The 23,322-nt window shown below is 59.0% G+C and carries 24 protein-coding genes; 11 read left to right on the top strand and 13 right to left on the bottom strand.

What is annotated here, in order from left to right:
* Window positions 1-19: 19 nt before the first annotated feature.
* The gene (locus tag K9U38_RS20845; RefSeq protein ID WP_224496280.1) at window positions 20-1,099 is read right to left on the bottom strand and encodes a hydantoinase/oxoprolinase family protein; all 1,080 of its coding nucleotides are present in this window, start codon (window positions 1,097-1,099) and stop codon (window positions 20-22) included.
* A 27-nt stretch (window positions 1,100-1,126) separates the two neighbouring features.
* On the opposite strand from K9U38_RS20845, the gene K9U38_RS20840 reads away from it, so the two are divergent.
* On the top strand, window positions 1,127-1,885 hold the full coding sequence (locus K9U38_RS20840; protein ID WP_224496279.1) for a HisA/HisF-related TIM barrel protein: 759 nt from the start codon (window positions 1,127-1,129) through the stop codon (window positions 1,883-1,885).
* A gap of 80 nt (window positions 1,886-1,965) precedes the next feature.
* Here the strand turns inward: K9U38_RS20840 and fae are convergent, their stop codons facing one another.
* From fae to K9U38_RS20805, 7 genes are all read right to left on the bottom strand, one after another.
* Window positions 1,966-2,472: a formaldehyde-activating enzyme gene (gene fae, locus K9U38_RS20835; RefSeq protein WP_224496278.1), complete on the bottom strand. Its 507-nt coding sequence runs from the start codon at window positions 2,470-2,472 to the stop codon at window positions 1,966-1,968.
* 156 nt (window positions 2,473-2,628) lie between these two features.
* Window positions 2,629-3,489 carry a triphosphoribosyl-dephospho-CoA synthase gene (locus K9U38_RS20830; protein WP_224496277.1) on the bottom strand — a complete coding sequence of 287 codons (861 nt, stop codon included), beginning with the start codon at window positions 3,487-3,489 and terminating at the stop codon, window positions 2,629-2,631.
* The gene (locus tag K9U38_RS20825) at window positions 3,486-4,400 is read right to left on the bottom strand and encodes an ATP-grasp domain-containing protein (RefSeq protein ID WP_224496276.1); all 915 of its coding nucleotides are present in this window, start codon (window positions 4,398-4,400) and stop codon (window positions 3,486-3,488) included. The genes K9U38_RS20830 and K9U38_RS20825 overlap by 4 nt, the downstream gene beginning before the upstream one ends.
* A gap of 9 nt (window positions 4,401-4,409) precedes the next feature.
* Window positions 4,410-5,363, bottom strand: coding sequence for a methenyltetrahydromethanopterin cyclohydrolase (gene mch, locus K9U38_RS20820; RefSeq protein ID WP_224496275.1), 954 nt, complete (start codon window positions 5,361-5,363; stop codon window positions 4,410-4,412).
* Window positions 5,360-6,487: an ATP-grasp domain-containing protein gene (locus K9U38_RS20815; protein WP_224496274.1), complete on the bottom strand. Its 1,128-nt coding sequence runs from the start codon at window positions 6,485-6,487 to the stop codon at window positions 5,360-5,362. Before K9U38_RS20815 ends, mch begins: the two co-directional genes overlap by 4 nt.
* Complete coding sequence (locus tag K9U38_RS20810; protein ID WP_224496273.1) at window positions 6,465-7,361, bottom strand: NAD(P)-dependent methylenetetrahydromethanopterin dehydrogenase; 897 nt, start codon at window positions 7,359-7,361, stop codon at window positions 6,465-6,467. Before K9U38_RS20810 ends, K9U38_RS20815 begins: the two co-directional genes overlap by 23 nt.
* Window positions 7,362-7,400: 39 nt before the next feature.
* Window positions 7,401-8,366: a beta-ribofuranosylaminobenzene 5'-phosphate synthase family protein gene (locus K9U38_RS20805; RefSeq protein WP_224496272.1), complete on the bottom strand. Its 966-nt coding sequence runs from the start codon at window positions 8,364-8,366 to the stop codon at window positions 7,401-7,403.
* A gap of 104 nt (window positions 8,367-8,470) precedes the next feature.
* Here K9U38_RS20805 and K9U38_RS20800 point away from each other — a divergent pair, with 104 nt between their 5' ends.
* From K9U38_RS20800 to K9U38_RS20775, 6 genes are all read left to right on the top strand, one after another.
* Window positions 8,471-8,869, top strand: a complete 399-nt coding sequence (locus K9U38_RS20800; RefSeq protein ID WP_224496271.1) for a 4a-hydroxytetrahydrobiopterin dehydratase — start codon at window positions 8,471-8,473, stop codon at window positions 8,867-8,869.
* 83 nt (window positions 8,870-8,952) lie between these two features.
* Window positions 8,953-10,041 carry a molybdopterin-binding domain-containing protein gene (locus K9U38_RS20795; RefSeq protein WP_224496270.1) on the top strand — a complete coding sequence of 363 codons (1,089 nt, stop codon included), beginning with the start codon at window positions 8,953-8,955 and terminating at the stop codon, window positions 10,039-10,041.
* Window positions 10,035-11,669: a formylmethanofuran dehydrogenase subunit A gene (locus K9U38_RS20790; protein WP_224496269.1), complete on the top strand. Its 1,635-nt coding sequence runs from the start codon at window positions 10,035-10,037 to the stop codon at window positions 11,667-11,669. Before K9U38_RS20795 ends, K9U38_RS20790 begins: the two co-directional genes overlap by 7 nt.
* On the top strand, window positions 11,657-12,565 hold the full coding sequence (gene fhcD, locus K9U38_RS20785) for a formylmethanofuran--tetrahydromethanopterin N-formyltransferase (protein WP_224496268.1): 909 nt from the start codon (window positions 11,657-11,659) through the stop codon (window positions 12,563-12,565). Before K9U38_RS20790 ends, fhcD begins: the two co-directional genes overlap by 13 nt.
* The gene (locus K9U38_RS20780; RefSeq protein WP_224496267.1) at window positions 12,562-13,377 is read left to right on the top strand and encodes a formylmethanofuran dehydrogenase subunit C; all 816 of its coding nucleotides are present in this window, start codon (window positions 12,562-12,564) and stop codon (window positions 13,375-13,377) included. Before fhcD ends, K9U38_RS20780 begins: the two co-directional genes overlap by 4 nt.
* 233 nt (window positions 13,378-13,610) lie before the next feature.
* On the top strand, window positions 13,611-15,239 hold the full coding sequence (locus K9U38_RS20775) for an MFS transporter (RefSeq protein ID WP_224496266.1): 1,629 nt from the start codon (window positions 13,611-13,613) through the stop codon (window positions 15,237-15,239).
* A gap of 20 nt (window positions 15,240-15,259) precedes the next feature.
* Here the strand turns inward: K9U38_RS20775 and K9U38_RS20770 are convergent, their stop codons facing one another.
* The 4 genes from K9U38_RS20770 to K9U38_RS20755 form a co-directional block, all read right to left on the bottom strand.
* Window positions 15,260-15,697: a YybH family protein gene (locus K9U38_RS20770; protein ID WP_224496265.1), complete on the bottom strand. Its 438-nt coding sequence runs from the start codon at window positions 15,695-15,697 to the stop codon at window positions 15,260-15,262.
* A 13-nt stretch (window positions 15,698-15,710) separates the two neighbouring features.
* Entirely contained in the window at window positions 15,711-16,187 is a 477-nt protein-coding gene (locus K9U38_RS20765; RefSeq protein WP_224496264.1) for an SRPBCC family protein, read from the bottom strand.
* A 102-nt stretch (window positions 16,188-16,289) separates the two neighbouring features.
* Window positions 16,290-17,531, bottom strand: a complete 1,242-nt coding sequence (locus tag K9U38_RS20760; protein ID WP_224496263.1) for an RNA polymerase sigma factor — start codon at window positions 17,529-17,531, stop codon at window positions 16,290-16,292.
* Window positions 17,528-17,902, bottom strand: coding sequence for a YciI family protein (locus K9U38_RS20755; protein ID WP_224496262.1), 375 nt, complete (start codon window positions 17,900-17,902; stop codon window positions 17,528-17,530). The genes K9U38_RS20760 and K9U38_RS20755 overlap by 4 nt, the downstream gene beginning before the upstream one ends.
* A gap of 581 nt (window positions 17,903-18,483) precedes the next feature.
* Between K9U38_RS20755 and K9U38_RS20750 the strand changes: the two genes are divergently transcribed.
* The 4 genes from K9U38_RS20750 (at window position 18,484) to K9U38_RS20735 (ending at window position 22,775) form a co-directional block, all read left to right on the top strand.
* Entirely contained in the window at window positions 18,484-19,680 is a 1,197-nt protein-coding gene (locus tag K9U38_RS20750; protein ID WP_224496261.1) for a DUF2865 domain-containing protein, read from the top strand.
* A gap of 46 nt (window positions 19,681-19,726) precedes the next feature.
* Window positions 19,727-20,503 carry a trans-aconitate 2-methyltransferase gene (gene tam, locus K9U38_RS20745; protein WP_224496260.1) on the top strand — a complete coding sequence of 259 codons (777 nt, stop codon included), beginning with the start codon at window positions 19,727-19,729 and terminating at the stop codon, window positions 20,501-20,503.
* Window positions 20,504-20,791: 288 nt separating this feature from the next.
* On the top strand, window positions 20,792-22,084 hold the full coding sequence (locus K9U38_RS20740; RefSeq protein ID WP_224496259.1) for an NCS2 family permease: 1,293 nt from the start codon (window positions 20,792-20,794) through the stop codon (window positions 22,082-22,084).
* 85 nt (window positions 22,085-22,169) lie between these two features.
* On the top strand, window positions 22,170-22,775 hold the full coding sequence (locus K9U38_RS20735) for a deaminase (protein ID WP_224496258.1): 606 nt from the start codon (window positions 22,170-22,172) through the stop codon (window positions 22,773-22,775).
* Between the two features lie 59 nt (window positions 22,776-22,834).
* Here K9U38_RS20735 and K9U38_RS20730 read toward each other — a convergent pair whose 3' ends face one another.
* On the bottom strand, window positions 22,835-23,320 hold the full coding sequence (locus tag K9U38_RS20730) for an ureidoglycolate lyase (RefSeq protein WP_224496257.1): 486 nt from the start codon (window positions 23,318-23,320) through the stop codon (window positions 22,835-22,837).
* Window positions 23,321-23,322 lie beyond the last annotated feature (2 nt).

The following is a 23,322-nucleotide window of genomic DNA, read 5'->3' as shown; positions in this document are numbered from 1 at the left end:
TTGCAAGAGTGCGGCGGGACTACACGGTAGCTGTGCGATCAGAAATATATCCCGAACCCAGAAGTGCGACTGCGGCGGCGGGTGCCGCCTTGCTGGCGTCATCACGCGCCGTTTCCGTGGCGGGGATCAACGCGCCAAAATCGAGATATGGCCGTTCCAGCCGCTTGGCCAGTTCCCTGATCTGCGGCCGTCCAATGCCGGCGCCGACCACCGGCGCAGCGCGATCCGGGTGAAGATTGCTGGCAACGCGAAACGCGCCGTCATGGATCATCCGCAACTGATATTCGCTGAACCAGCGGGCAATGTCGATCCACTCGTTCTCGGCAAGGTCTCCACTGTCACGCCCGACCATCCGCGCCAGCCTCCCAATTGACCCCGCAACGGATTTCGCCTGGCGGTCGGCCGAGGGATACTTGTCGTCTGCTTCATCGAGCGTGCCGAGGATACGGCCAAGATCGGCGGTATTGGCGAAGTATTCGTTCATCAGCGGAGTCATCCGGCCCTGGACAGGCACAAGCGATGCAATGCCGATAAGGGCGGAGCGAGCAAAGCCCGTATAGACCAGCTCGCCGGTCAGGAGACGCTCTGCGTCAGAATAGCCGCTATTGGCGAGTTCGCCATCCGTGAAAGCAAGGATATCCGTCGTCGTGGAACCCATGTCGACGAAGAGGCCGGTGTTGACGAGCTTCGCGCTGAGCGTTGCAGTGGCGTGCCAGTTGGCAGATGCGATGTCGCCGCCAAGGTGACGTGCGGAAACCACATCCTGAAATCCAGAGCGGCCGGCGTAGATGAGGGTATCTTCCGCCCCGAACTCCTGCTCGATGAGGTCGAGCAGCGCGGCAATCCCGGCATCGCGCGAGGCGAATGTGTCGGAAAGTTCACCCGTCATGGTGAAGACGTTCACACGGCCGTCTTCTCGCAGCGGGCCAAGGCTGTGCAAGGCGTCGCGCAGCTGATCGACTCCTAGCCAGAGCGGCGTTTTCAGGATCGACGCCGAGACGATCTGCCCGTCCTTGCATCTGGCCATCTTGAGATGAGCGCCGCCGAGGTCCCAGCCGGTCACAAGTGGCTTTCCTTCGTTGGCAAAACGCGTTTTCATGGGGTACTCATTCGTTGGAATCCACCCGTGCTTATCATTCCGGTACTCGACATAAAAGATGGTCTCGTTGTTCGCGCCAGCATGGGCAACCGCGAGGCCTACAGGCCGATCGAAACACCCCTCAGCCCGACGGCTGAGCTTGCCGATGTTGCTGCCGGTCTGCGCACGCTGCACCCATTCCCGGCATTCTATGTCGCCGACCTTGACCGGATCGAGGGCCGGGGTAAAGGGACGACACTGAACCAGTTGCAGCCATTGCTCTCGGTCGCGAATATCTGGCTCGATGCCGGTTTCACAGAACCCCACGAGTTGACGAAAATCCTCGAGGTTGACGGTGTCTGGCCGGTGCTCGGCTCCGAATCGCAAGCCCGTCGTTCCACGCTCGAAGCATTTCACGCCAATCCGAACCTTGTCCTCTCGCTGGATTTTCGCGGCGACGATTTCCTCGGCCCGCAGTCCATCCTCGAGGAGACCGGGCTTTGGCCGTCCCGCGTGATCGTCATGACGCTAAGTCGGATCGGGGCCATTTCCGGACCTGATTTCGATCGCCTCGCTGAAATCAAACGCCGTGCCGGAACCCGGGATATCATCGCGGCTGGCGGCGTCCGCAACCTTGACGATCTCAAGCGGCTGGAAGCGATGGGCATCGCGGGAGCGCTTGTTGCAACAGGATTGCACAATGGACAACTGACCACCCAAGCGATCGCTTCGCTGATGGCGAGTGAAACTCCTGGCGCAGACGGGAAGGGGAGGAAGGCTGTTCCTTCCCCCCATTCCCGATTCTAGAAGCCCAGTAGTTTTGCCAACCGGCGCAACAGGCCATCCGATTCGCCAGAGGGCGTGCTCTGTGCGGGGTTGTCTCTTGTCTAGGCGCTGAATGGATGCTTTACGGAATCGCGCTGAGCGGTTGCTTCGGCAGCTGTGGGTTTCCCCGTTACTGCGCGCTGGATCGCCTCCTTCGTTGCGCGGTAGTTGAAATCCTGAATCTTCGCATCGCTCTCCGCCTCCCAATGGATGAAGACGCCGACGCAGATGAAGATATCGTCGGCTTCGTCCGCCGGAATCGTACCATCGGCGACACTGTCCTGAACCGCCTTGGCAACGGCGTGCTGCGCGGGCCCGAACATCTGGACCGCCTGCTTGGCGCCCTTGATTGTGACCTTGTTGAACAGGATCGTGTTGGGTTTGCATGCGAGATTGGGTGCGATAACGGCAAGAAGGGATGTGAACCCGTCCTTGTTGTTCGTCAACGCGTTGCAGAACGCAGTCTCGACAGCGCTGCCACGTGGTCCGATCAGAAGATCGATGTGCGCAACTTCATTTCCGTCGCCAACAAGCGACTCGCCAACCATAACTTTATTGATTTTCGCCACGGCCTCATTCCTCCCTATAGCGGTCCCAAATGGTTTGTCCAAAGACGCCGTACCTCTCGAGACACGACGCTCGATGGACAGCTATCCTTGTTCGCAGCACCCTTGAGTTGGGGGTCGGTTGGCCAGATAGCAGCGGATGAAATCCGCTCGTGAAATTCAAGCATTTACCTCGCCATTATGCAAGACCCAGTTGAGCTTTAAAGCAAAAAGGGTTGCAACTGTGAGGTCTGCCGAAGTCCCCGGATTGATACTGCGGGCTTTCAACTCGGCATCGAAAGCAAGCAGCAGTTTTTCGCGCTCTTTTCCGTCCTTCAAAGCTTCGACGCGTGCCAGAATTTGCCTGGCTTGCCTTTGCGTCTCATCGGCAACGGCATTGCCGTGCTTGCGCACAATATGGCTGTCCGCAAACTCCGACAGGAAATGCAGATAGGTGAAAACGGCGGGCCACATTTTGAGTTCGCCGCCGGCGATGGCGGCTGCGTGTGCGCCAAACCCGCCTGCAAAGATGTCGTCAAATCCCGTCACATACTGGCGGGCAATCATGTCACGATCGGCCGCCGCGTGCATCGCCTCCAGCAGCGGAACTTCGGGCGCACTCGATACGTCATGCTTTGGCGCCGATCCAAGTCCACCTGGTTGCGCGAGCATGATTGCGGCGAATACGTTGCGCGCATCTTCGAGGTCCAGCTGATCGAGCGCCGCGGCAAGATCGGTCTGCAGGTCGCCGCCATCCCCGGCAGCCTTGGCCAAGGGCACACAGAGAAGGAGGATGCCGAGATTGGTGTTGGTCCCGATTTTGGTCCGGGTCGCGCTCACGGCCGCAAGAATGCGTTGGCCGATGGACAGCGTTGGATCGCACACCGCATGAGATGATACTTGCGCACTCTCAAAGAACTGCTCGGCACTCATGCGGTGGCCGTCGGCAAAGCGATGGACATTGCCTGGCTTCAGCGCTTCGATCTCCTGATAGCAGGCGTCGATATAGGCACGGCGGATCTGCTCGCGAGTCGGTGTCACGCCGCGGGTCTCTCATCCAGATCCGGCATGATCCGCGCGGCCAAGGCATTGGCAATGCAATCGGCGATCCTGACCGGAACGACAGACTGCAGTCCAGTCCAAGCCGGCATGCTGTTGACCTCGAGAACGAGTAGCCTGCCGTCGACCGCGGGAACGATATCGATACCGGCAAAGTCCGTGCCGATCGCTGCCGACGCCGCAAGCGCGAGGGTTTCAAGTTTGCTGCGCAACGGGCCCGCGACAGGCTCGGCTTTCGCGCCCTTGGCGATATTCGTGATCCATCCTTCGGCACGCCGGGTGATCATGCCGAGCACTTCGCCGGCGCAGGTGAACACGCGGTAGTCTGAAAAGGGAGGGCCCGAATGCGCTACGAAACGCTGCAGGTAATAGACATCATCGATTTCATCCGGCGAAGGCAGATCGTCGATGCGCCGGACAAGCCGGATACCCTTGCCCTGCGAACCGAACAACGGCTTCAATACCAGCGGACCATGGACAAGTTCGCGTTCGGCAACCTCCCTCGCATTCACAAGGCTTTCGACAGCAAAGGTTTCCGGGGTGGGTAGCCCGGCCTGGGCCAGAAAAAATGTCGTGGTCGACTTGTCCACGCAGCGTTCGATCGCCTTTGCCGAATTCCAGACGGGTACACCAAGGTGGGCAAAGGCATGCAATATGCCAAGGCGCCGGGTAATGGCCTCAAAAGTCCCCGATGAAATGGACCGCACGATCACCGCGGCAGGCAAGGCGCCCGCCATCCCCGGAATGGCAATGCCGGATGGGTATCGGGTGTCGAAACCTACATCCGCCAGCGGCATCGCAATGACTTCGAAGCCAAGTGCCCGGAATGAGGATTGAAGCTGGCGCACCTGACGATCAGGCCGGTCGGAAAGGATCAGGATCGGTTCAGGCATCGTTGATTTTCACCCCAGGGATAGTTCCAGCATGGCATTGTGTGCACTGCCACTGCGAAATGTGTCGCCGGTTTCAATTGCCGTGACGATCACTTCTGCAGGGCTGAAAAGATGCGGGTCGATGGCATAGAAATCGCCCTTGAACGCCTTGAAGATGTCGGCGAAGGGTTGCCCGTGATCGCGTGATGTCCGGCTGGGCAACTTTTCCGCCAGATCGCGGGCTGCTTCAGCGCTCCCCCGCACATAAAGCTGGACGAGCCCGCCATAGATGATGGCGTCGTTCGTTCGTCCCATGGCGGTCAGGAAGTCGGGATGCGGCGCTGGAATGGGTGCCCGTCCAGCACCGTCGACGATCGCATCCAGCGGAAACTTCAGGTCGTGCGCCTTGTGCAGCGCCACCTCGAGAACACGGCCCACGATCTGCATGGATCCAGTCAGGCTCTGTGTCGGGGCATAGATGAACGTCAGTTTTTCAGGCTTGAGCCCCGTGGCATTCGATACTTTTTCAACGATTGCCGCGGGCGGCGGCGTTGATGTCTCGAGCACAATGACCGACGACTCGGCGTCTGGCTCCCGATAGGCGATCTCTTCGAATAGCGGTTCGACGCGCGCGAGCGCCCGAACCGGACCGGAGCCCATTGCAAAATATTTCTCGTGCGAAAGGTTCCACCCGGCGTACTGGCTGGCGAGGCAGGCGAGAACCGGCTGCGACGTGCGTACGTCGACGGTATAGGGCCATTTTCCTGTACCAAGGGCGGTTGATACCTTACCCAATCCGCCCATGCAGATCTCCACGATACGGGTCCCGGCCTCGATGCCGCCGCGATGGTTTGCACCGGCGTCGATCAGATGTTCGCCAAGACTGCCGCGGCTGTGACCGATACCAAACCGGTCCGCATCCGCGATCATGGCATCAGCAATTTGCTGCGCGCTTCGGTTCAAATAGGCATGACCATCCCTCATCGGAAATCCTCCCTCCAATGGACTGCGAGCTCCTTGACGCGGCCTTTGACAGCTCTCATGGCGCCTGTAGCAGAATCTGCGGTGGCGAAAACCGTGCAGACAGGATCGCCAGCTTCCAGCGACGTGCCCGGCATCTGATGATCGGCGGTTTGAGCTGGCCATACGACCCTCGGAAAAGCGCTGATGGCCCTGGCCGTATAGGCGATCGCCGATGCCTTTGAGTCGGCATAGGCTGGAACGGAAACGGAGGTGCCGGTAACCGCGCGCAGATGCTCTCGAATGAGTGGCGTTGTTTCATTGTCGAAAATATCCAGCGTTGCGCCCGGACGTGGATTGATCTCAATGAGATGAAGGTTGGGGCCGCTATCGACAAAATCGGCGCTGCAAAGACCGCAAAGACCGGTGCGCTTCGTCAGCGCCGTCAGCCACTCCTCTATTCGTCCTGAATTTTTCCTGTCGTACCGCTTCAGCCGGACCGCCCCGCCATAACGAAACGGCGCTTCCCTGGAGGGTGAGGCCCACTGACGGCTGAAACCGACGATGTGGGCGTTGGTCCTGTCGGCAAGAAAAAGCGCCGACAGGTTTCTGCCTGGAACGAAGCGCTGGAAATAACGCCCGTCGCCGCTGGCATCACTATCGGCTCGCTTTACATGCGAGCCGCCGGCCCCGCCGGCGATCTTTGTCAGCCACTCTTGCCGCTGATCGGGGATGTCGAAGCGAATGTCCGGACGCGGAATTCGAAGTTCAGTGCAAAGTCGTGCAAGACTGACAGGGTCTTTCACCAGACGGATCGTTTCTGCACTGTTGCCGGCAATGGAAAACTCTTGCGCGACCGCGTCGATAATTGCGGGGTTTCGCTCGAACCCGGATCCGTAAATTAGGGCGATCGGCTGATCATCACCCGCAAGCCGGGTGAGTTGCGGGACAATGCGATGGGCGTCGATGCCGCTCTGCAGGGCCCCCGCAAGTTTGACTGCCCGCTCAGCCAGCGCCAGTGTGTCCGCATCGTTGAACAGGTCGGCGACGAGCGGCCGGAAACCCGCCCGCCGCGCGGCGGCGGCAAGCGAACGGCCCGAAATCGCGGCGATCAGCAGCGCCGGCTTATTTTGCGATAGTGCGGGCAAGGGTAAAAGCGTCCCGAAAGTCAAACATTACGGCCTTTTCTGCCTTGATCATCTGTTCGAACAAACCAGCCTGCGTCTTGTATTTGACGTTGCCGATCGACAGCGGACCAATGCCGACGGCCTGTGTCGCATCAAGTGTCTCGCCATTGGCATTGACCTTCAGTCCTTCGATGCCGGCAGGTGGAACAGCATTCACATCAGCCGCTACGAGGAGCCCGCCCGCTGAACCGAGCTGACCTTTGGAAATAACCTGCACACCGGCCTTTGCGGCCGTCAGGACCACTTCCGAGTCCCTGATCAAGGCGGTTTTCTCAGACTCGGTCGAACCGTCGGCCGGTTCCACCGATACATCGAACCGATCCTTCATGGAGGCGGCGATATCCCGGACGCGCTCGATGCCGTTATGCCCGACGATCGTGACCTTGGCGCCTTCTCCGGCGGCAATCACGGCGGTACAGTAACCGACGACACCGGTTGCGCCGAAGATGGTCACCGATGTCCCGTCCAACCCGCGGTCGTGGTGCTTGATCAGGGCCTTCTCCACCTTGGCAACCATTGCTGCTGCCGTGGTGAACGAGCCGGCCGGATCGGCAAACACCGAGATCTCAAAGGGCGGGACCATGGATTTCTTCGCGGCGGCCAGCATGTCGAGCGCGAGCGGTGCATCCTTGCCCGCAAGGAAGATACCGGTGGCGACACCCGCATCCGGCGGACGTGAAAAGATGGCGTCCTGAACGAGGTTACCGACATCGGCAAGGCCGACATCCGTATAGGGAATGACCGCGTCATAACCCGCATCAAGCGCCATGTTGACGTCGAACGGGCTCATGTGCTTGAGCGGTGTCAGCATATGAAGGATCGTTTTGCGGCTCATTTTATCCGCTCCTTTTGAACATATTTATGAATTCACGACCTAGGCCCTGACTAGGTTCAGGGCGGTATGCGCGATATCCGCACCCGCATTTCTGCCCGAGACAATCTGGATCATTGTGCCGGGGGACCGGCCCCCGATCCCGTCGGCGATGCGCTCCGCATCGGCCTGAGATGCTGCAAAAGCAAAGCCGGTCGGGCCCCAGGAACTCTGGCCGATGCCAAAAGCGCCTGCCTTCGCCAGGCGATGCAACGTCGCCTCGACCGGCCTGCTGGCGAATATGCCGCCCTGTGCCGGTGCAAAGTAATTGCCGATCTCCGTTTGGATAGCCTCGACCGCACTGCCGAAAGCGGCAATATCCTGTTCGATGAGTGCGGGCATCATGTTCAACAGCACTTGGCGGCAGATTATAGCCGAGGTCGCAACCGGGAAAGGTGCCAGATTCCGGAATGCCTCGATCTCGGCCTCGCCATGAATGCCTTGGGTAAACGTGTCGAGCACGAGAATGATGCGCCAATCTTCCGGAAATGGAATGCGCGAGATCACGGTTGGCGCACCGCCACCATTCCCCTTGCCTGCATCGACAATGACGCCTCCTTCTTCGAACGCGGCCATGCCGATCCCCGACCGCGATCCGCGTCCGAGCAGGGCAGCATCATGGGTTACGTCCAGCGGCAGGGAGTGCAGCGTTCGCAGGGCGGCCGCAACGGCCAGTGCAATCTGGGTACCCGAACCCAGGCCGACATGGCTTGGAATGGCGCTTTGGACTGTGATCCGGTGCTGTGCCTTGATGCCGAGATGCGCGCAAAGCGTGGCCGCATGGCGCAGGATACGCTCTTGGTCTCCACCGTGAACCTGGGTTTCCGCTGCCCGGGAAACCGTCAGCTCCGTCGCAATGCCTTCAATGGGAAGACCGACGCTTCCGAAGCGGTCGCGACTGGAGCGTGGTATATCAAGAAAGCCAAGGTGAAGGCGGGCCGGGACTTTAATCGTGACGGATTCCGACATTTGCGTATTCTTTACATAATCTCAAAAATCGGGCCCTGCACTATGATATCGTCTTTCAAACGAGGTGCAAGCGCGATGCGCGAAGAAACGGAGAGTAATGCGAGATGACCGACGAAACGAAAAACGCTGCACCCAAGCGGAAGGTTTATTCCGAAAGTGAAATCGTCGCAAAACTGCAAGAGGACCTGCCGCACTGGCGCTATGAAAACGGCTGGATTCGCCGCAAGTACAAGACGCATGGCTGGAAGTCGACACTGATGGTCATCAACACGATCGGGCATTTGGCCGAGGCCGCTTGGCACCACCCGGATATCAAGGCATCCTATGCCTGGGTCGAGGTCATCCTGATGAGCCATGATGCCAAGGGAATCACCGACAGGGATTTCGAGCTCGCCAGCAAGATCGAAAGTGTCGTTCAGTGGCAGCCGGGCAAGGAGGCGGGATCGTTGGAGGGAACGCCGCAATCCGACCAGCGCTTTGCGTATGTCAAGTACGACGATTGAGCGCATGATTTTTGCCTGGTGACAGGGTTCACAATCGAAAAAGAAGTGGCTAAGCTAACCTAGGCACCAGAAAGTTGCGGAATATGTCGGTTGCATGGATAGGCAGCCAGCCGGTTTCTTTGATGGATGCGATCCGGAATGCTGCGAAGCTTCTGGCATCAAGCCGCTGTCCAGTCTTCACCCTCGATACGGATGTGCATGGTACACGCAGTGCCATTGCCTTGGCCGAAAGGCTGAGGGGTGCATACGACCACAGGATGGGTGAGGTACTTGCCAGGGAGATAGCGCTATACAGCAACAGTGGCGGGATGTTTACGACGCCGGGCGAGGCAAGGCGGCGGTCTGGCCTCATCGTGCTCGTCGGTGAAATTCCTGCGGCACATCACGACCTGTTGCAGGCCTGGGCCGCATCGCAACCCGACCTCGGCGATCGCGGCAAGCGTACATGGTTCCACATTCATGGCGAAGCGGGCGTTACCAAGCTTGCGCGGCAATTGAAGGCCGTGGCGCTCGGCGCAGAAGACTTGTCGCTCAGCGGTGCACTTGCCGTGCTGCGTGCCGAATTGCAGGGCCGGCAGGCGGGGGTGTCGCTCGCCAATACCGCGCAGTTGAGAAAGGCTCTCGCCAGAAGCCGGTTTCCGGTCTTTGTCTTTTCCGGAGATTCCGGCGATGCGCCAAGCCTCGCCATGCTGCAGGGCCTGGTTGCCGATTTGAACAAGACCGGTCGCGCCAGCAGCGTGTTCCTGCCGGCCGATGACGATGCCTGGGGCGCGGCCCTTACCTCGCTTTGGATGACCGGATTTCCACCCAGAACAGGTTTCTCGAATAGCCTCCCAAGCTATGACCCGGTGCGATGGGACGTCCAGCGGATGATCCGAGACAAGGAAGCGGATCTTCACGTCTGGGTGTCTGCGAGGGGCTGTGAAACTCCCCCCAAGGGGGGGAAGGTCACCGTGATCTGCCTGAGCTGCACTGAAGCCCCAGCCGCCGGAGCGGCAGTTACCATTGCGGTTGGCAAGGCCGGCGTCGACCATGACGGTGTTGCCTATTCGAGCCGGGTGGGAACATTCCATGCGATCGCTGCCACCGCGCCATCGCTGCTGCCAAGTGTTTGCAGCATCGTGCAGCAACTGGCCGGCGCCTTGCCAGGCAGGAAGGCTTTGCCATGCTGATCCGGCTTGTTGGAGGAGACGTGATCGACCCCATCAATGGCGATACCAGCCAGCGCGATGTCTGGATCAAGGACGGGCTACTGGTCGACCCGCCATCGGGGGAGGGCGCTAACGAAACGCACGATGTCTCAGGTTGCATTGTCATGGCCGGTGCCATCGACATCCATTCCCACATCGGCGGCGGTAATGTAAATACGGCCCGGCTCTTGCTACCTGAACAGCACGCGGCGCATCTGCCGCGTCCGGCCAATACACCGCTTTCCAACGCCGGCTGGTCAACCTTCCAGACGGGTTGTCTCTATGCGCAGATGGGCTTTACCACGGTCGTCGAGCCAGCCATGGCGCCCTATACGGCACTCCATACCCACCTCGAACTTGCCGATATCCCGATCATCGACAAGGCCGCGCTCGCCATTCTCGGCAATGACGATTTCACCCTGTCGCTGCTGCGCAACGGCAAGTCATCGGCAATGCTGGATGACTATGTCGCCTGGGTCGTGGGCTCGACCAGGGCCCTCGGCGTTAAGGTCATCAATGCCGGCGCCGCCGCGGCGTTCAAGGAAAATGTGCGGTCCTTTTCGCTGGATGATACTGTGCCGGAATATGGTGTCAGTTCGCGCAAGATCGTCAAGTCGCTGCAGGCATCGGTCACCCGACTCGGCATACCGCATCCCTTGCACGTCCACGCCAACAATCTCGGCATTGCCGGCAGTGCCGACACGGCGGCCGAGACCATCGCGGCGACCGAAGGTGTTCCGCTGCATCTCGCCCACCTGCAGTTCTATGGCTATGGAACCGAGGGAAAGCGCAAATTTTCTTCCGAGGCGGCGCGTCTCGCTGAACTCGTCAACGCCAATCCGGATGTCTCTATCGACATCGGCCAGGTGATGTTCGGCCAGACCGTGACGATCTCGTCCGATGTCATGCGGCAGTTTTCGGCGATCGGCAATGCCAGTCCGAAGAAGACTGTCATCATGGACGGCGACGGCAATGGCGGCGGCGGTATCGTTCCGTACCGCTACAAGCAGGATTATTACGGCTCGCTGCAGTGGGCGGTGGGACTCGAACTGTTCCTGCTGATCAACGATCCATGGCGCGTGTATTTCACCACCGATCATCCGAACGGCGCCCCTTTCACCGCCTATCCGGAACTGTTCGAATTGCTGATGAGCAGCGATGCCCGCGATGCAAAATCGACCGAATTGAACGCCACGGCGCTGGGGCTGACGACGCTCGGCTCTGTGCGCCGCGAATATACGCTCGAGGAAATAGCGATCATGACCCGTGCCGCGCCGGCCCGGTTGCTCGGTCTCAAGGACCGCGGTCATCTTGGCGCCGGGGCAATTGCCGATGTGGCCGTCTATCGCAAGGGCCGGGACATCGCCAAGATGTTCCGGGAGGCGGCGCTGGTCTTCAAGAATGGCGACCTCGTGGTGAAGAACGGCAAGGTAACGCACTATCGTTGGGGCAAGGCCTTGCGGCTCAACCCGCCGCCGGACAAAGCGATGATCAAGCGCATGAAGGATTACCACGAAGAGCGGTATGGCCTGTCTCTCGACTGGTTCACCTTCCCCGAGTCAGCCATCCAGCGGCCGGAACCGTTCGCGGAGGTTTCATGCAACAGCTGACCTGCAATGGCGTCCTGATCGATGATACTTTTGCCGAAGCATTCGGCATGCGGGCGACCGCGATTATCATTACCGCCCCGACACTGAAATGGGCGCGGCAGGCGGCCGTGACCATGACCGGCTTCGCGACATCCGTGATCGGTTGCGGTTGCGAGGCCGCCATCGACGTTGAACTGCCGGAAACCAGGACCCCGGACGGCCGCCCCGGTTGCCGTGTCATGATCTTTGCCATGGGAACGGATGAATTGCAGAAACAGTTGAAGATCCGGCTCGGGCAATGTGTCCTGACGTCGCCTGGCAGCGCCTGTTTTGCGGGACTGGAGGGTTCTGCGCCACTCGATCTCGGTAATTCGCTCCGCTATTTCGGCGATGGCTGGCAGATATCGAAGAAATTTGGCGGCAGGCATTACTGGCGAGTCCCTGTCATGGATGGGGAGTTCCTGTGCGAAGCCACGACAGGCCTGACCAAGAACGCCGTCGGCGGCGGTAACCTTCTGTTCCTTGCCGCCGATAATGCCAAGGCCCTGCTTGCCGCCGAGCGTGCCGTCGCCGCTATCGAGAGGGTGCCGGGAGCCATCATGCCATTTCCAGGCGGCGTGGTCCGCTCGGGTTCGAAGGTCGGAGGCAAGTACAAGGGCATGATGGCATCGACGAATGACGCCTTTGCGCCGACATTGCGTGGTGTGGTCGACAGTGCACTGACGCCTGACATCAATGCGGTGCTGGAAGTCGTTATTGACGGGGAAACCAGCGATGCCGTTGCCGCCGCCATGCGCGCAGGGTTGAAAGCCGTCATAGATCTCGGCCCGAAGCGTGGAGCCCTGCGCATCAGCGCCGGCAATTATGGCGGCAAGCTCGGCAAGTTTCACTATCACCTGAAGGATTTGCTGCCATGAAAGCGCTGACCTTCTCGCTGCTTGCCGAACCCGAGGAGCGCCTGGACCTGTCGGGGCTTGCCCCAGCTTCCTTGGCGGGGTTGACAGCGCTGCAGATCGCCAGGCTGCGGGTCGGGACCGGCCGCGATCCAGTGCTCGCTGGCGACGTCTTCAAGATTACCGGAAAGGATGCCGACAGCGTGATCATCGAGGGCAGCAGTTCGCGCCTTGACAGGGTCGGCTCCGGGCTTGGCGGCGGTTCGATCCGGGTAACGGGCAACGTGGGCCACCAGGCCGGCAGGAGTATGTCCGGCGGATCATTGCACATTGAAGGCAATGCCGGCGACCATGCGGGTTCCGGCATGATCGGCGGCCGCATCGAGATCAGGGGAAATGCTGCGGACAATGCAGGTGCGCCACTCGCCGGTGAGATCATCGGCATGCAGGGCGGCATCCTGATCATTCGTGGCAAGGCCGGCAATTATGCGGGGGACCGGCTTCGCCGCGGAACCATCGCCATCCTCAAGGGGTGTGGCGACTATGCCGGTTATCGCATGATTGCGGGGACGATCGTGGTGACCGGAGGTGTTGGCGCCATGCCAGGCTATCTCATGAAACGCGGATCGCTGCTGTTTGACCGCCATCCGGAACATCTCGTGCCGACCTTCATGCCGTGCGGCCAACCGGACATCGCATTCTCGGGTCTGTTCGACCGGTTTCTCATCGACGAGAATATCATGACGCGGCCATTGCTCGGTCAAAGGCCGGGCCGATACGGCGGCGACAATGCCGTATCGGGCAAGGGCGAGGTTCTGTTCAGGCGCGGTCGCTAGTTCAATTCATCGCCCTCTTGTTGGCCGCGCCGTTAGTGGTCCGGGGTCTTTCGACGGTTCAATTGTTCAAAAACTATTCCCGTAGAGCCGTGTGACTGGGAAGAACGCTTTCCCACGGTTCCTTAAGATTGAAAACGTAAGTTGAATGCAACTGGTTCTGGCATTCCGGATCGGCTCGCTTATAACGGGATTCTATCCTTGCTCGCCCTTGCCCCAACAGGAAAGTTGATGAGGTGACAGACCGAAAATCGCCACTCGCTCCATTCAGGCACGAGACCTTCCGCACCATCTGGATTGCAAGCCTTTCTTCGAATTTCGGTTCTCTGATCCAGGCGGTTGGGGCGGCCTGGATGATGACGACCATTTCCAACTCGGTCGACATGGTCGCCCTGGTGCAGGCCTCCACCGCCCTGCCCATCATGCTATTTTCCCTCCTCTCGGGCGCGCTGGCGGACAATTTCAACCGGCGCAGGGTCATGCTGGTCGCGCAGTTCTTCATGCTGTCCGTCTCGGTGTTGCTGTCGCTCTTCGCCTATTTGGGCCTCGTCACGCCCTGGCTTCTCCTTGGCTTCACCTTTCTCCTCGGTTGTGGAACGGCATTGAACAACCCCTCATGGCAGGCCTCTGTCGGTGACATGGTTCCACGCGACGATCTGCCGGGGGCCGTGGCGCTCAACAGCATGGGTTTCAATATTACCCGCAGCGTTGGACCGGCCATCGGCGGCCTGATTGTCGCCGTGGCGGGAGCGGCGGCAGCCTTCGCAGTCAATGCAGTCAGTTATTTGGCTCTGATCTTCGCCCTGCTTCGCTGGCAGCCCAAATACGACCCCAACCCCTTGCCGCGCGAAACGCTTGGACGTGCTGTATCGGCCGGGCTGCGTTACGTGGCGATGTCGCCAAATATTGGCAAAGTCATCTTTCGCGGTTTCGTGTTCGGACTTTCCGCCAGCGCGGTGCTGGCGCTCCTGCCCCTGGTGGCACGCGACCTTGTCAGGGGCGGACCGTTTGTCTATGGCACCATGCTTGGTTCATTCGGTATCGGCGCCATAGGCGGTGCCCTTCTGAGTGCGCGGCTGCGGGATTTCCTGTCCAGCGAAGCTATTGTGCGGATCGCCTTTGCCGGCTTTGCCGTCAGCGCCACGATCGCGGGGTTGAGCCGGAACGTCTGGCCAACGAATGCCGCTTTGCTTTCTGCCGGTGCCTGCTGGGTGCTTGCCCTGTCCCTGTTCAACATGACGGTACAACTTTCCACGCCCCGCTGGGTGGTTGGGCGTGCCTTGTCGCTGTATCAAACAACGACCTTTGGCGGCATTGCGGGAGGCAGCTGGATGTGGGGTCTGGCGGCTGCCGAATATGGTGCGGATAAGGCATTATTCGCCTCAAGCGCAGTCATGCTTCTTGGTGCCGTGATCGGGCTCCGTTACGCGCTTCCCGAATTCAAGTCGCTCAACCTCGATCCGCTCAACCGGTTCAGCGAGCCGCTTCTCGCGCTGGACCTCAAGCCGCGAAGCGGACCGATCGTCATCATGATCGATTACATCATCGCCGAGGAGGACGTGCCGGAATTCCTAGCGGCCATGGCTGCCAGGCGGCGTGTGCGCATCCGAGACGGGGCAGGGCACTGGGCGCTGATGCGCGACCTCGAAAATCCCGAGATGTGGACCGAGAGCTATCACACGCCCACCTGGGTCGAATATGTGCGCCACAATCAACGCAGGACGCAGGCCGATGCGGCGATCGGGGACCGCATCCGCGAGCTCCATCGCGGCGCTGCCGATCCGAGGGTGCATCGCATGATCGAGCGGCAGACAATCCTGCCGCACGACATCGCTGCTCACAAGACGCCGATCGACATGTCCTGATCCTCAGATCTGCCGCGCAATCATGGAGTGAGATCGAACGCACCCTTGAAGCTGCCGTCCATGTAGAACGGCACGGAGGTGTGTGCGTGCGCAATGCGCCATGTGCCAGCTTGCCGGACCAGTCCGAGGGTCTGCCGGAACCAGAGATCCACTTCGTACCCGTCTGTCTTGGTGCCAGTCATGCGCACGAGGCTCCGTGCAAAGGCGACATCACCGCCAACGCTTACCTCGACGTCTCGCGCCTCAGCGCCGATCGGGCCCTTCCACGTGGCAAACCACGCCTGCAGGTCTTCGGCCTCCTTGCCCTTGTGCTGCAATGGTGGCGCGAGGGTGAACTGCACCACATCGTCTGTCAGATGTGACTTGACCCTCGCGGCCTCCTTTGCGCCGATTGCGTTCGACCAGTCTGCAATAACCGCCGTAACGGCGGCTTGCTCATTGAGATTCGTGTCAGACATGGCAATCTCCCTGTCAGAGCTTCGAAGCGAGGGCTTCGAGTTGATCGGTGCATTTGCCCCAACCTTCGTGGAAACCCATGTTCTCGTGAGCTTCGCGATCAGCGGCGGTCCAATGACGCACCAGCGCCTTATACCTGGTTTTTCCCTCATGTTCCTCGAACGTCAGGATTACCGTCATGAACGGTTTCTCGGAAGGCTCCCAAGCGGCCGTGAAAGCATCCGTAACCACGAGCCGCTCGTTCTCTACCACCTCGAGGTAGACTCCGCGGTTGGGGAATTCTGTGCCGTCCGGTCCCCGCATGACGATGAGATTAGCGCCCCCGACGCGCACGTCGAGTTCCGCATGCGGCGTCGTATAGGGCAGCGGTGCAAACCATTGCTTTAACAGTTCGGCATTGGTCCATGCCTTGAACACGTGTTCGCGTGGCGCATCGATGATGCGGGTAAGGACCAGATCGCGGTCGGAATTCGGGGTTATGTCATGGCTCATGATCAGCTCCGGGTTTGATGGTTTCCGATCCAAGGACGAACGGGTGGCCCGCGATCCGACACAGCAACTGATTTTTTTCGAAGAGAACGGGTTGGCCGAAGTTCAGCCCCGGCCCAGGCTGTCGAGATGCATGCGAATATGGGCCGCTTCGGCAGCTGTATTGGCAAGGGAAATGGCCCGGTTGAATGCTTCGCGCGCTTCGCACGTACGGCCGATTTTCATCAGCAGGCCGCCTTTGACGCCGAAATAATGGAAATAGCCGGAGAGCCGGTCTTCCAGTGGCTCGATCAGGGCCAGAGCTTCCGCGGGCCCTCGCACCTTCGCCACCGCGACGGCGCGGTTGAGCGTGATCACCGGCGATGGCGTCAACCGTTCCAGTGCCGCGTAGAGCAGATCGATTTCCAACCAGTCCGTATCTTCCGCGCGCACCGCCCGTGCATGGAGCGCTGCGATGGCCGCCTGGATCTGGTAGGGTCCGGGTCTCCTGTGACGGACGGCCTTGTCGACCAGGGCAAGCCCCTCATTGATCATCTTCCGGTTCCACAGGCTCCGGTCCTGGTCCTCAAGCAATATGACCGAGCCTTCAGCATTAAAGCGCGCGCCGGCGCGCGCATTCTGCAGCAGCAAAAGCGCGGCCAACCCCATTATTTCGGGCTCTGTCGGAAAGATGCGCAGCAGCAGCCTTGCCAGTCTTATGGCCTCTTCGCACAGGGGAAAACGGGCTTGCTGCTCGGCGGGGCCGGCGGAGTATCCTTCGTTGAAGATCAGATAAATCATGGCTGCCACAGTGGCGAGACGCTCCGCCCGTTCGATGGCATCGGGTGTCTCGAACGGGATACCCCCAGCCCCGATTCGGCTTTTTGCCCGCGTTATGCGCTGTTCCATGGCGCTCTCGCCGACGAGAAAGGCGCGCGCGATCTGCCTTACGGAAAGACCCGATACGATACGCAGTGCCAGAGGGATCTGTTGCGTGGCCGGAAGGTCGGGATGACAGCAAATGAACAGCAGCCGCAGGATGTCGTCTCGATAATCGGAGCCGTCGATTTTCTCGGCGATGGCGGTTTCGGTGTCCTCCAGATCAGACAATATCTCTTCCGGAGGCAGCGGTTGCTGCTTGGCCTGGCGTCGGACCCCATCGATCGCACTGTTGCGACCGACGAAGATCAGCCAGGCAGTCGGATCCCGGGGCGGACCGTTCTTTGGCCAGTTCTTCAGCGCGCGCAGGCATGCCTCCTGAAACGCTTCCTCGGCAATATCAAGATTGCGGAAGTAACGAAGCAGTGCGCCAACTGCCTGGGGGCGGGCGGCTGTAAGGGCTGCTTCGATCCAGGCGGCTTCGCTCATGAAAGGTCCGATCCAGGCCTGAATATCCCTACAGGCCTGATTTCATAGGAACCTGTGCCGGGGTTGGCTCGCGCGAGGTCACGCGCGGTTTCTATGGCTTCGTCGAGCGATGCGCATTCGACCACGTAGAATCCGAGGAGTTGTTCCTTGGTTTCGGCGAAGGGACCGTCAATGATGATAGGTTCGTCGCGGCCTTTGCGCAGTGTCGTTGCTGCAGTCGTCGGAAGCAGCCGAGCGACGGGACCGAGCCTCCCCTGTTCCCGCAGCTTGTCCTGGACAACACCAAGGCGCGCCATCACGGCGTCATCCTCCTCCTTGCTCCAGGAGCCAACGACGTCTTCGGGATTATAACAAAGTATGGCGTAAAGCATCCGGATCGATCCTCTTCACATGATGACGATCCAGTATCGCCAATCCCGACACGGGGTCGAGAAAAATGTTGGGGTCATGATCCGATCGCCAGAGGAGCGTGGAGTAACGTTGCGGCCGTGGGTTGTACGGTTCTAGGAAGTGCTGACACGGTACCGTTTCGGAGCCTGTCGAAGCAAAAACCGAAACTTATAAATGATCATGGTATCAGTTTCTGGCATGAATACTTGGCAGTTCTGAGTTATATTCGAATAAATTGCAGTACTAATTATTTTTTGTTATAACGTTATGCCATGCAATGTTGAAAAATTCTTTTCTTGTCGAATACGATATAGTAATTGTTGATAAAGTTTAAGTGGATGTAGTCGGCTACAATTCCATCTAGAAATCATATTCTCGCAAATATTGCGTGAGCGATCAGATGTTGACATTAATGTGATAAATAATGAATTAGGATTACATCTTTCAAGAAATGGATTAATCTTAGGATCGGAGGGGCTCTTCGCCAGACGCTGGCAGGATTTTGACAGGTAACATTTTCCCCTATTCCATCCTAAGGCAACCTCTTGAAGGATGCTGTGTCATGCGCGTTGTTCTTGTTCCTCGAGTATCAGTCGCGGTTGGGTTGTTGCTGGCAGTTTCACCTGTTGGTCCCATCGAGGTTCATGCCGCTTCAAACATTTGCGACTCGTTGAAGAAGCAACTTGTAGCTGTGTCGAGCGGGAGAGGCGTCAAGTCCAGCCGGAACGTTCAGCAACAGTCTTTGCAGTTGCAACAGATGCGGGCAAAAGCCAGCAAGGAAGGCTGTGGCGGCTTCCTCCTTTCGCGCGGTGACCCGTCCCTGTGCAGACGCTATGCCCAGTCCATTGCAACAATGTCCGCCAGGCTGGCGAGGCTGAAGGCAGCCAGTGATCGAACAGGCGGTCCTTCGCGCCAGCAGGTCCTCGCATCGATGTCCGCAAACGGCTGCAGCGATAGCGTGTCCGCACGCAACGATCCGCCTTCGAACATCCGCCGCAAGTCTCTCTTCGAAGTTCTCTTTGGTGGTGAAAATGCGTCGCCCTTATCGCGAGCGAGACACTCGGCTGACGAACGCCTGGTGCAGCGCAATAGCCGACTGTCTGCTCCCGACACGCTGGCAACCAGCTATGAAGGAACCGATCCCGACGGCAATGTAATCGTGAAGAAGGGCAGTTACCGCACGCTTTGCGTGCGCACATGCGACGGCTATTATTTCCCTATCTCCTTCTCGAGCCAGCCACGGCATTTCGCCCGCGATCAGAACGCTTGCACCGCCATGTGTCCAAACGGAAACGCGCAGCTGTATTTTCATGCGGTGCCTGAACAGGAATCCGACGACATGATCTCTGTTGCCGACAAAAAGCCCTACAGAGAGCTGCCGAACGCGTTCGACTATCGTATCGCTGGCCTCAGGGCAGTGCCGGGGTGCAGCTGTCACGCCAGACCGGCATCCCAGCCGGAGCTACTGGTTTCCGATCCGCAGTTATCGGACAAACCAGTCCTTGCCGGGGAGGGCACGGACCCGGGCGTGGTCGCGGCGGTTCCGGCACGAGAACCAGCACAACGGGATGCCGGGGACCTGGCAGAAGCACGCAACGTCAGGATCGTCGGACCGGCGTTCTTCCCGGTTGAAACGAAGGTAACTGATTTTAAAGCTCTACCACCCGGCACGGATGCCCAGCGCGCCAGCGCGGGCATGCTCACGCCGGAAAACATTGTCAGAATGATCACATCGGATATTCTGAGGCGAATCGAATGATGGTTCGCCTTGAGATTTGCCCGTTTGAGGGCGTGAGAGATTGACGATGACAAAACCTGCGTGGTCTCCAGAACAATATCTGAAATTCGAGGATGAACGCACACGACCTGCAAGCGATCTTCTGGCTGCAGTGCCCAGCGAGGATGTGAAATTCGCAGTTGATCTCGGCTGCGGACCCGCCAATTCGACGGAGCTGATTGTACGGCGCTTTCCACAGGCCGTCGTCCAGGGGATCGATTCATCAGCGGAAATGATAAAGGACGCCAAAGCACGGCTGCCGGCATGCGATTTCATGACGGCCGGTATCGACAGCTGGCGACCGGATCGGAACGCTGACCTCCTTTACGCCAATGCCGTCATGCAATGGCTGCCGGATCATGGAAAACTGTTTCCCAGGTTGATGGGCTTCCTCAACACCGGCGGATCATTGGCAATCCAGATGCCGGACAATCTGGACGAGCCCACTCACGCGGCCATGCGCGACGTGGCAAGGGATGAAATCTGGGCGGCGCGGATGGCGAAGGCGGATTCGTCCCGCTCGCAGGTCGGGAGCGCTTCTTTCTATTTCGAACTGCTGCGATCACATGGGCGGCGTGTCGACATCTGGCGGACCACCTACCACCACCCGTTGCAGGGCCTTGATGGTATTGTAGAGTGGTTCAAGGGTTCGGGTCTGCGTCCCTATCTTTCAGTGCTTGACGCAGAAGAGCGTTCGCTGTTTCTTGAGAAGTACAAGGATATCCTTGCCCGATCCTACCAACCTTTGCATGATGGCATTGTATTGTTGCCATTTCCTCGCCTTTTCATTGTAGCAACCAGGTAATATGAGCCATTTCCATCTTTGCGGCGATATTCGCTGCCGTTCAAAGTCAATAAAATATTGAAGCTGTTTCGCAAATGAATGCGCAATGGGTGCCTAGCATCACCGAAGTTAAAGAAGCACAATCAAATATGCAGTGGCGACACTGAAGAGCTGACCGGCATGCGGAGGAGTGTGTGCCCGTCACCTCTTGATAAGAGAATTATCGAAAACGCAAAACCGGATGCCTGCGGGATCGTGTTTGAAGCGCGCGCGGCAACGAAAGACTTGGGCTTTGCCAAGGGAGGAACCATGTTCGAAAAGCTGTTCAAGCTTAGCGACCACAACACATCTGTGCGTACCGAGGTGTTGGCGGGTATAACGACATTCCTGACGATGTCGTACATCATTTTTGTCAATCCGGAGATTTTGTCCTCCACGGGCATGGATCGGAATGCCGTCTTCGTCGCGACCTGTATCGCGGCAGCACTCGGGTCGGCCGTCATGGCGATGGTTGCCAACTGGCCCATCGGCATGGCCCCTGGCATGGGTCTCAACGCCTTCTTTGCCTTCACCGTTGTGGGGGCCATGGGCTTCACCTGGCAGCAGGCACTCGGCGCAGTGTTCGTTTCCGGATGTATCTTCCTGCTGCTTACCGTAACAGGCGTCCGCAGCTGGCTTGTCGCGGGAATCCCCAGGTCACTGCGCAGCGCGATCGCGGCTGGTATCGGCCTCTTCCTTGCATTCATTGCCTTGAAGACATCGGGCATAGTCGTGGCCAATCCTGCGACATTTGTCGGATTGGGCAATCTCGGCGGCACCGGCACCTTGCTGGCAATTCTCGGCTTCTTCGTCATTGCTGCGCTCGATGCCCTCAAGGTACGCGGATCGATCCTGATCGGCATTTTGGTCGTCACGGTCCTTTCTGTGATCTTCGGGGTCAGTGAATTCAAGGGTATATTCTCAGCGCCGCCCAGCCTGGCACCAACTTTCATGCAGCTTGACCTGATGGGCGCCCTGCATACCGGAATCCTGCAGGTCATCCTGGTATTCGTGCTGGTTGAAGTGTTCGACGCGACCGGAACGTTGATCGGCGTGAGCAAGCGGGCTGGCCTCATCCAGGAGGGTAAGCCGAACAATCTCGGCCGCGCCTTGTTCGCCGACAGCACGGCGATTGTCGCGGGCTCACTGCTCGGCACCAGCAGCACCACGGCCTATGTGGAAAGCGCATCCGGGGTCCAGGCGGGCGGGCGTACAGGGTTGACCGCGCTGACCATTGCGGTCCTGTTTCTGGCCGCACTGTTCATTGCTCCGCTGGCAGCCTCAGTGCCCGGCTATGCAACCGCCCCGGCATTGCTCTATGTCGCCGGCCTGATGATGCATGAACTCGTCGACATCGAATGGAGCGACATCACCGAATCCACGCCCGCAGCCCTGACGGCCCTGATGATTCCGTTCACCTATTCGATCGCCAATGGTCTGGCGTTCGGCTTCATCAGCTATGTGGTGCTCAAGACATTCACGGGCCGGATTAGTGGCATCCATCCCGCGACGTGGCTGGTTGCGATCCTCTTCGTCCTCCGGTTTGCCTTGTTTCCGCATTAAGGGAAACCATCAGGACGGATGCGGCATGTGAGCCGCATCCGTCAATCTTCCCAAGGGACTTGTCCGTAGAAAGTAGGCCAATGACATGACTAACCAATCCTCTCCTGCTGTCGTTCTTAATGCGCTGCTCGATGCCATGGAACATCAGATTATTCCGATGACGGAAAAAGGCGTTGCGCACGGCAACAAGATCTTTGGCGCGGCCGTACTGCGCAAATCCGATCTGTCGGTGGTACTCGCAGAAACCAACAATGAGACTGAAAACCCGCTCTGGCACGGCGAAGTGCATACATTGAAGCGGTTCTACGAGGTTGACGAAGGCAAGCGTCCGGATCCGCGCGAACTGATCTTCCTGTCGACGCACGAGCCCTGCTCGATGTGCCTGTCCGCGATTACCTGGGCAGGCTTCGACAACTTCTACTACTTTTTCAGCCATGAGGATTCGCGCGACGCATTTGCCATCCCGCACGATCTGAAAATACTCAAGGAAGTCTTTACGCTCGAACCGGGCGGCTACAATCGCGAGAACGCGTTCTGGAAGAGCTATTCCATCCGCAAGCTGATTGGGGATCTCCCGCAACAGGATCGGGAACGGCTGGAAAAGCGCGTTGATGCGATCAGTGCGAAATATGCTGAACTGTCGGAACAATATCAGGCCGGCAAGGACAGGAATTCAATTCCCCTCAATTGAATGAGTAACGCCATGAAGGAGGCCGCCCTCCGGAAGAGGGCGGCCTTTGCTTTTGCACGTCAGCGTATGAGAAACGCCTCGCGATAGAAATGCTCTTGCAAGTTGACACCATCGCCACTGCGATCAATGACCACGAAGTCGGATACACCGTTGAGCGGCGTCAGAATCCCGTGCCAGACATTGCGATGAATGTTGACACCCTGGCCGGGTTTGGTCAAGAAAGCGACAGGGTCGCCAGGACCGTCCGGCTGGTCGAGCGCGGCAACCACGAGAAACGGATTTTGTGACAGGGGCACGAAGGCCTGACTGCCAAAGGGATGACGTTCGACCATTTCAAGTCTAAGCGGCAATTCGTAGGGCTTGCCGCGCAGCAGGCTGATGAGAGTACGGGCGTTGTCGCCGGTTGTCTCGACCTTTGCCAGGTCGTGATAGCGCATGCACATGCCCTGGTTGATCGGGAAGCTCTGTGCGCCGTCCGTCTCGATGACGTCCCCGAAAGGCCGGAAGGCCTCCCGGGTCAAGGGTTGAATGATGATCTCTCGCATGC

The organism is Phyllobacterium lublinensis (assembly GCF_020164435.1).
In the GTDB taxonomy this organism is placed as follows: domain Bacteria; phylum Pseudomonadota; class Alphaproteobacteria; order Rhizobiales; family Rhizobiaceae; genus Phyllobacterium; species Phyllobacterium lublinensis.
This window is presented reverse-complemented; position numbering and strand designations above follow the sequence as displayed.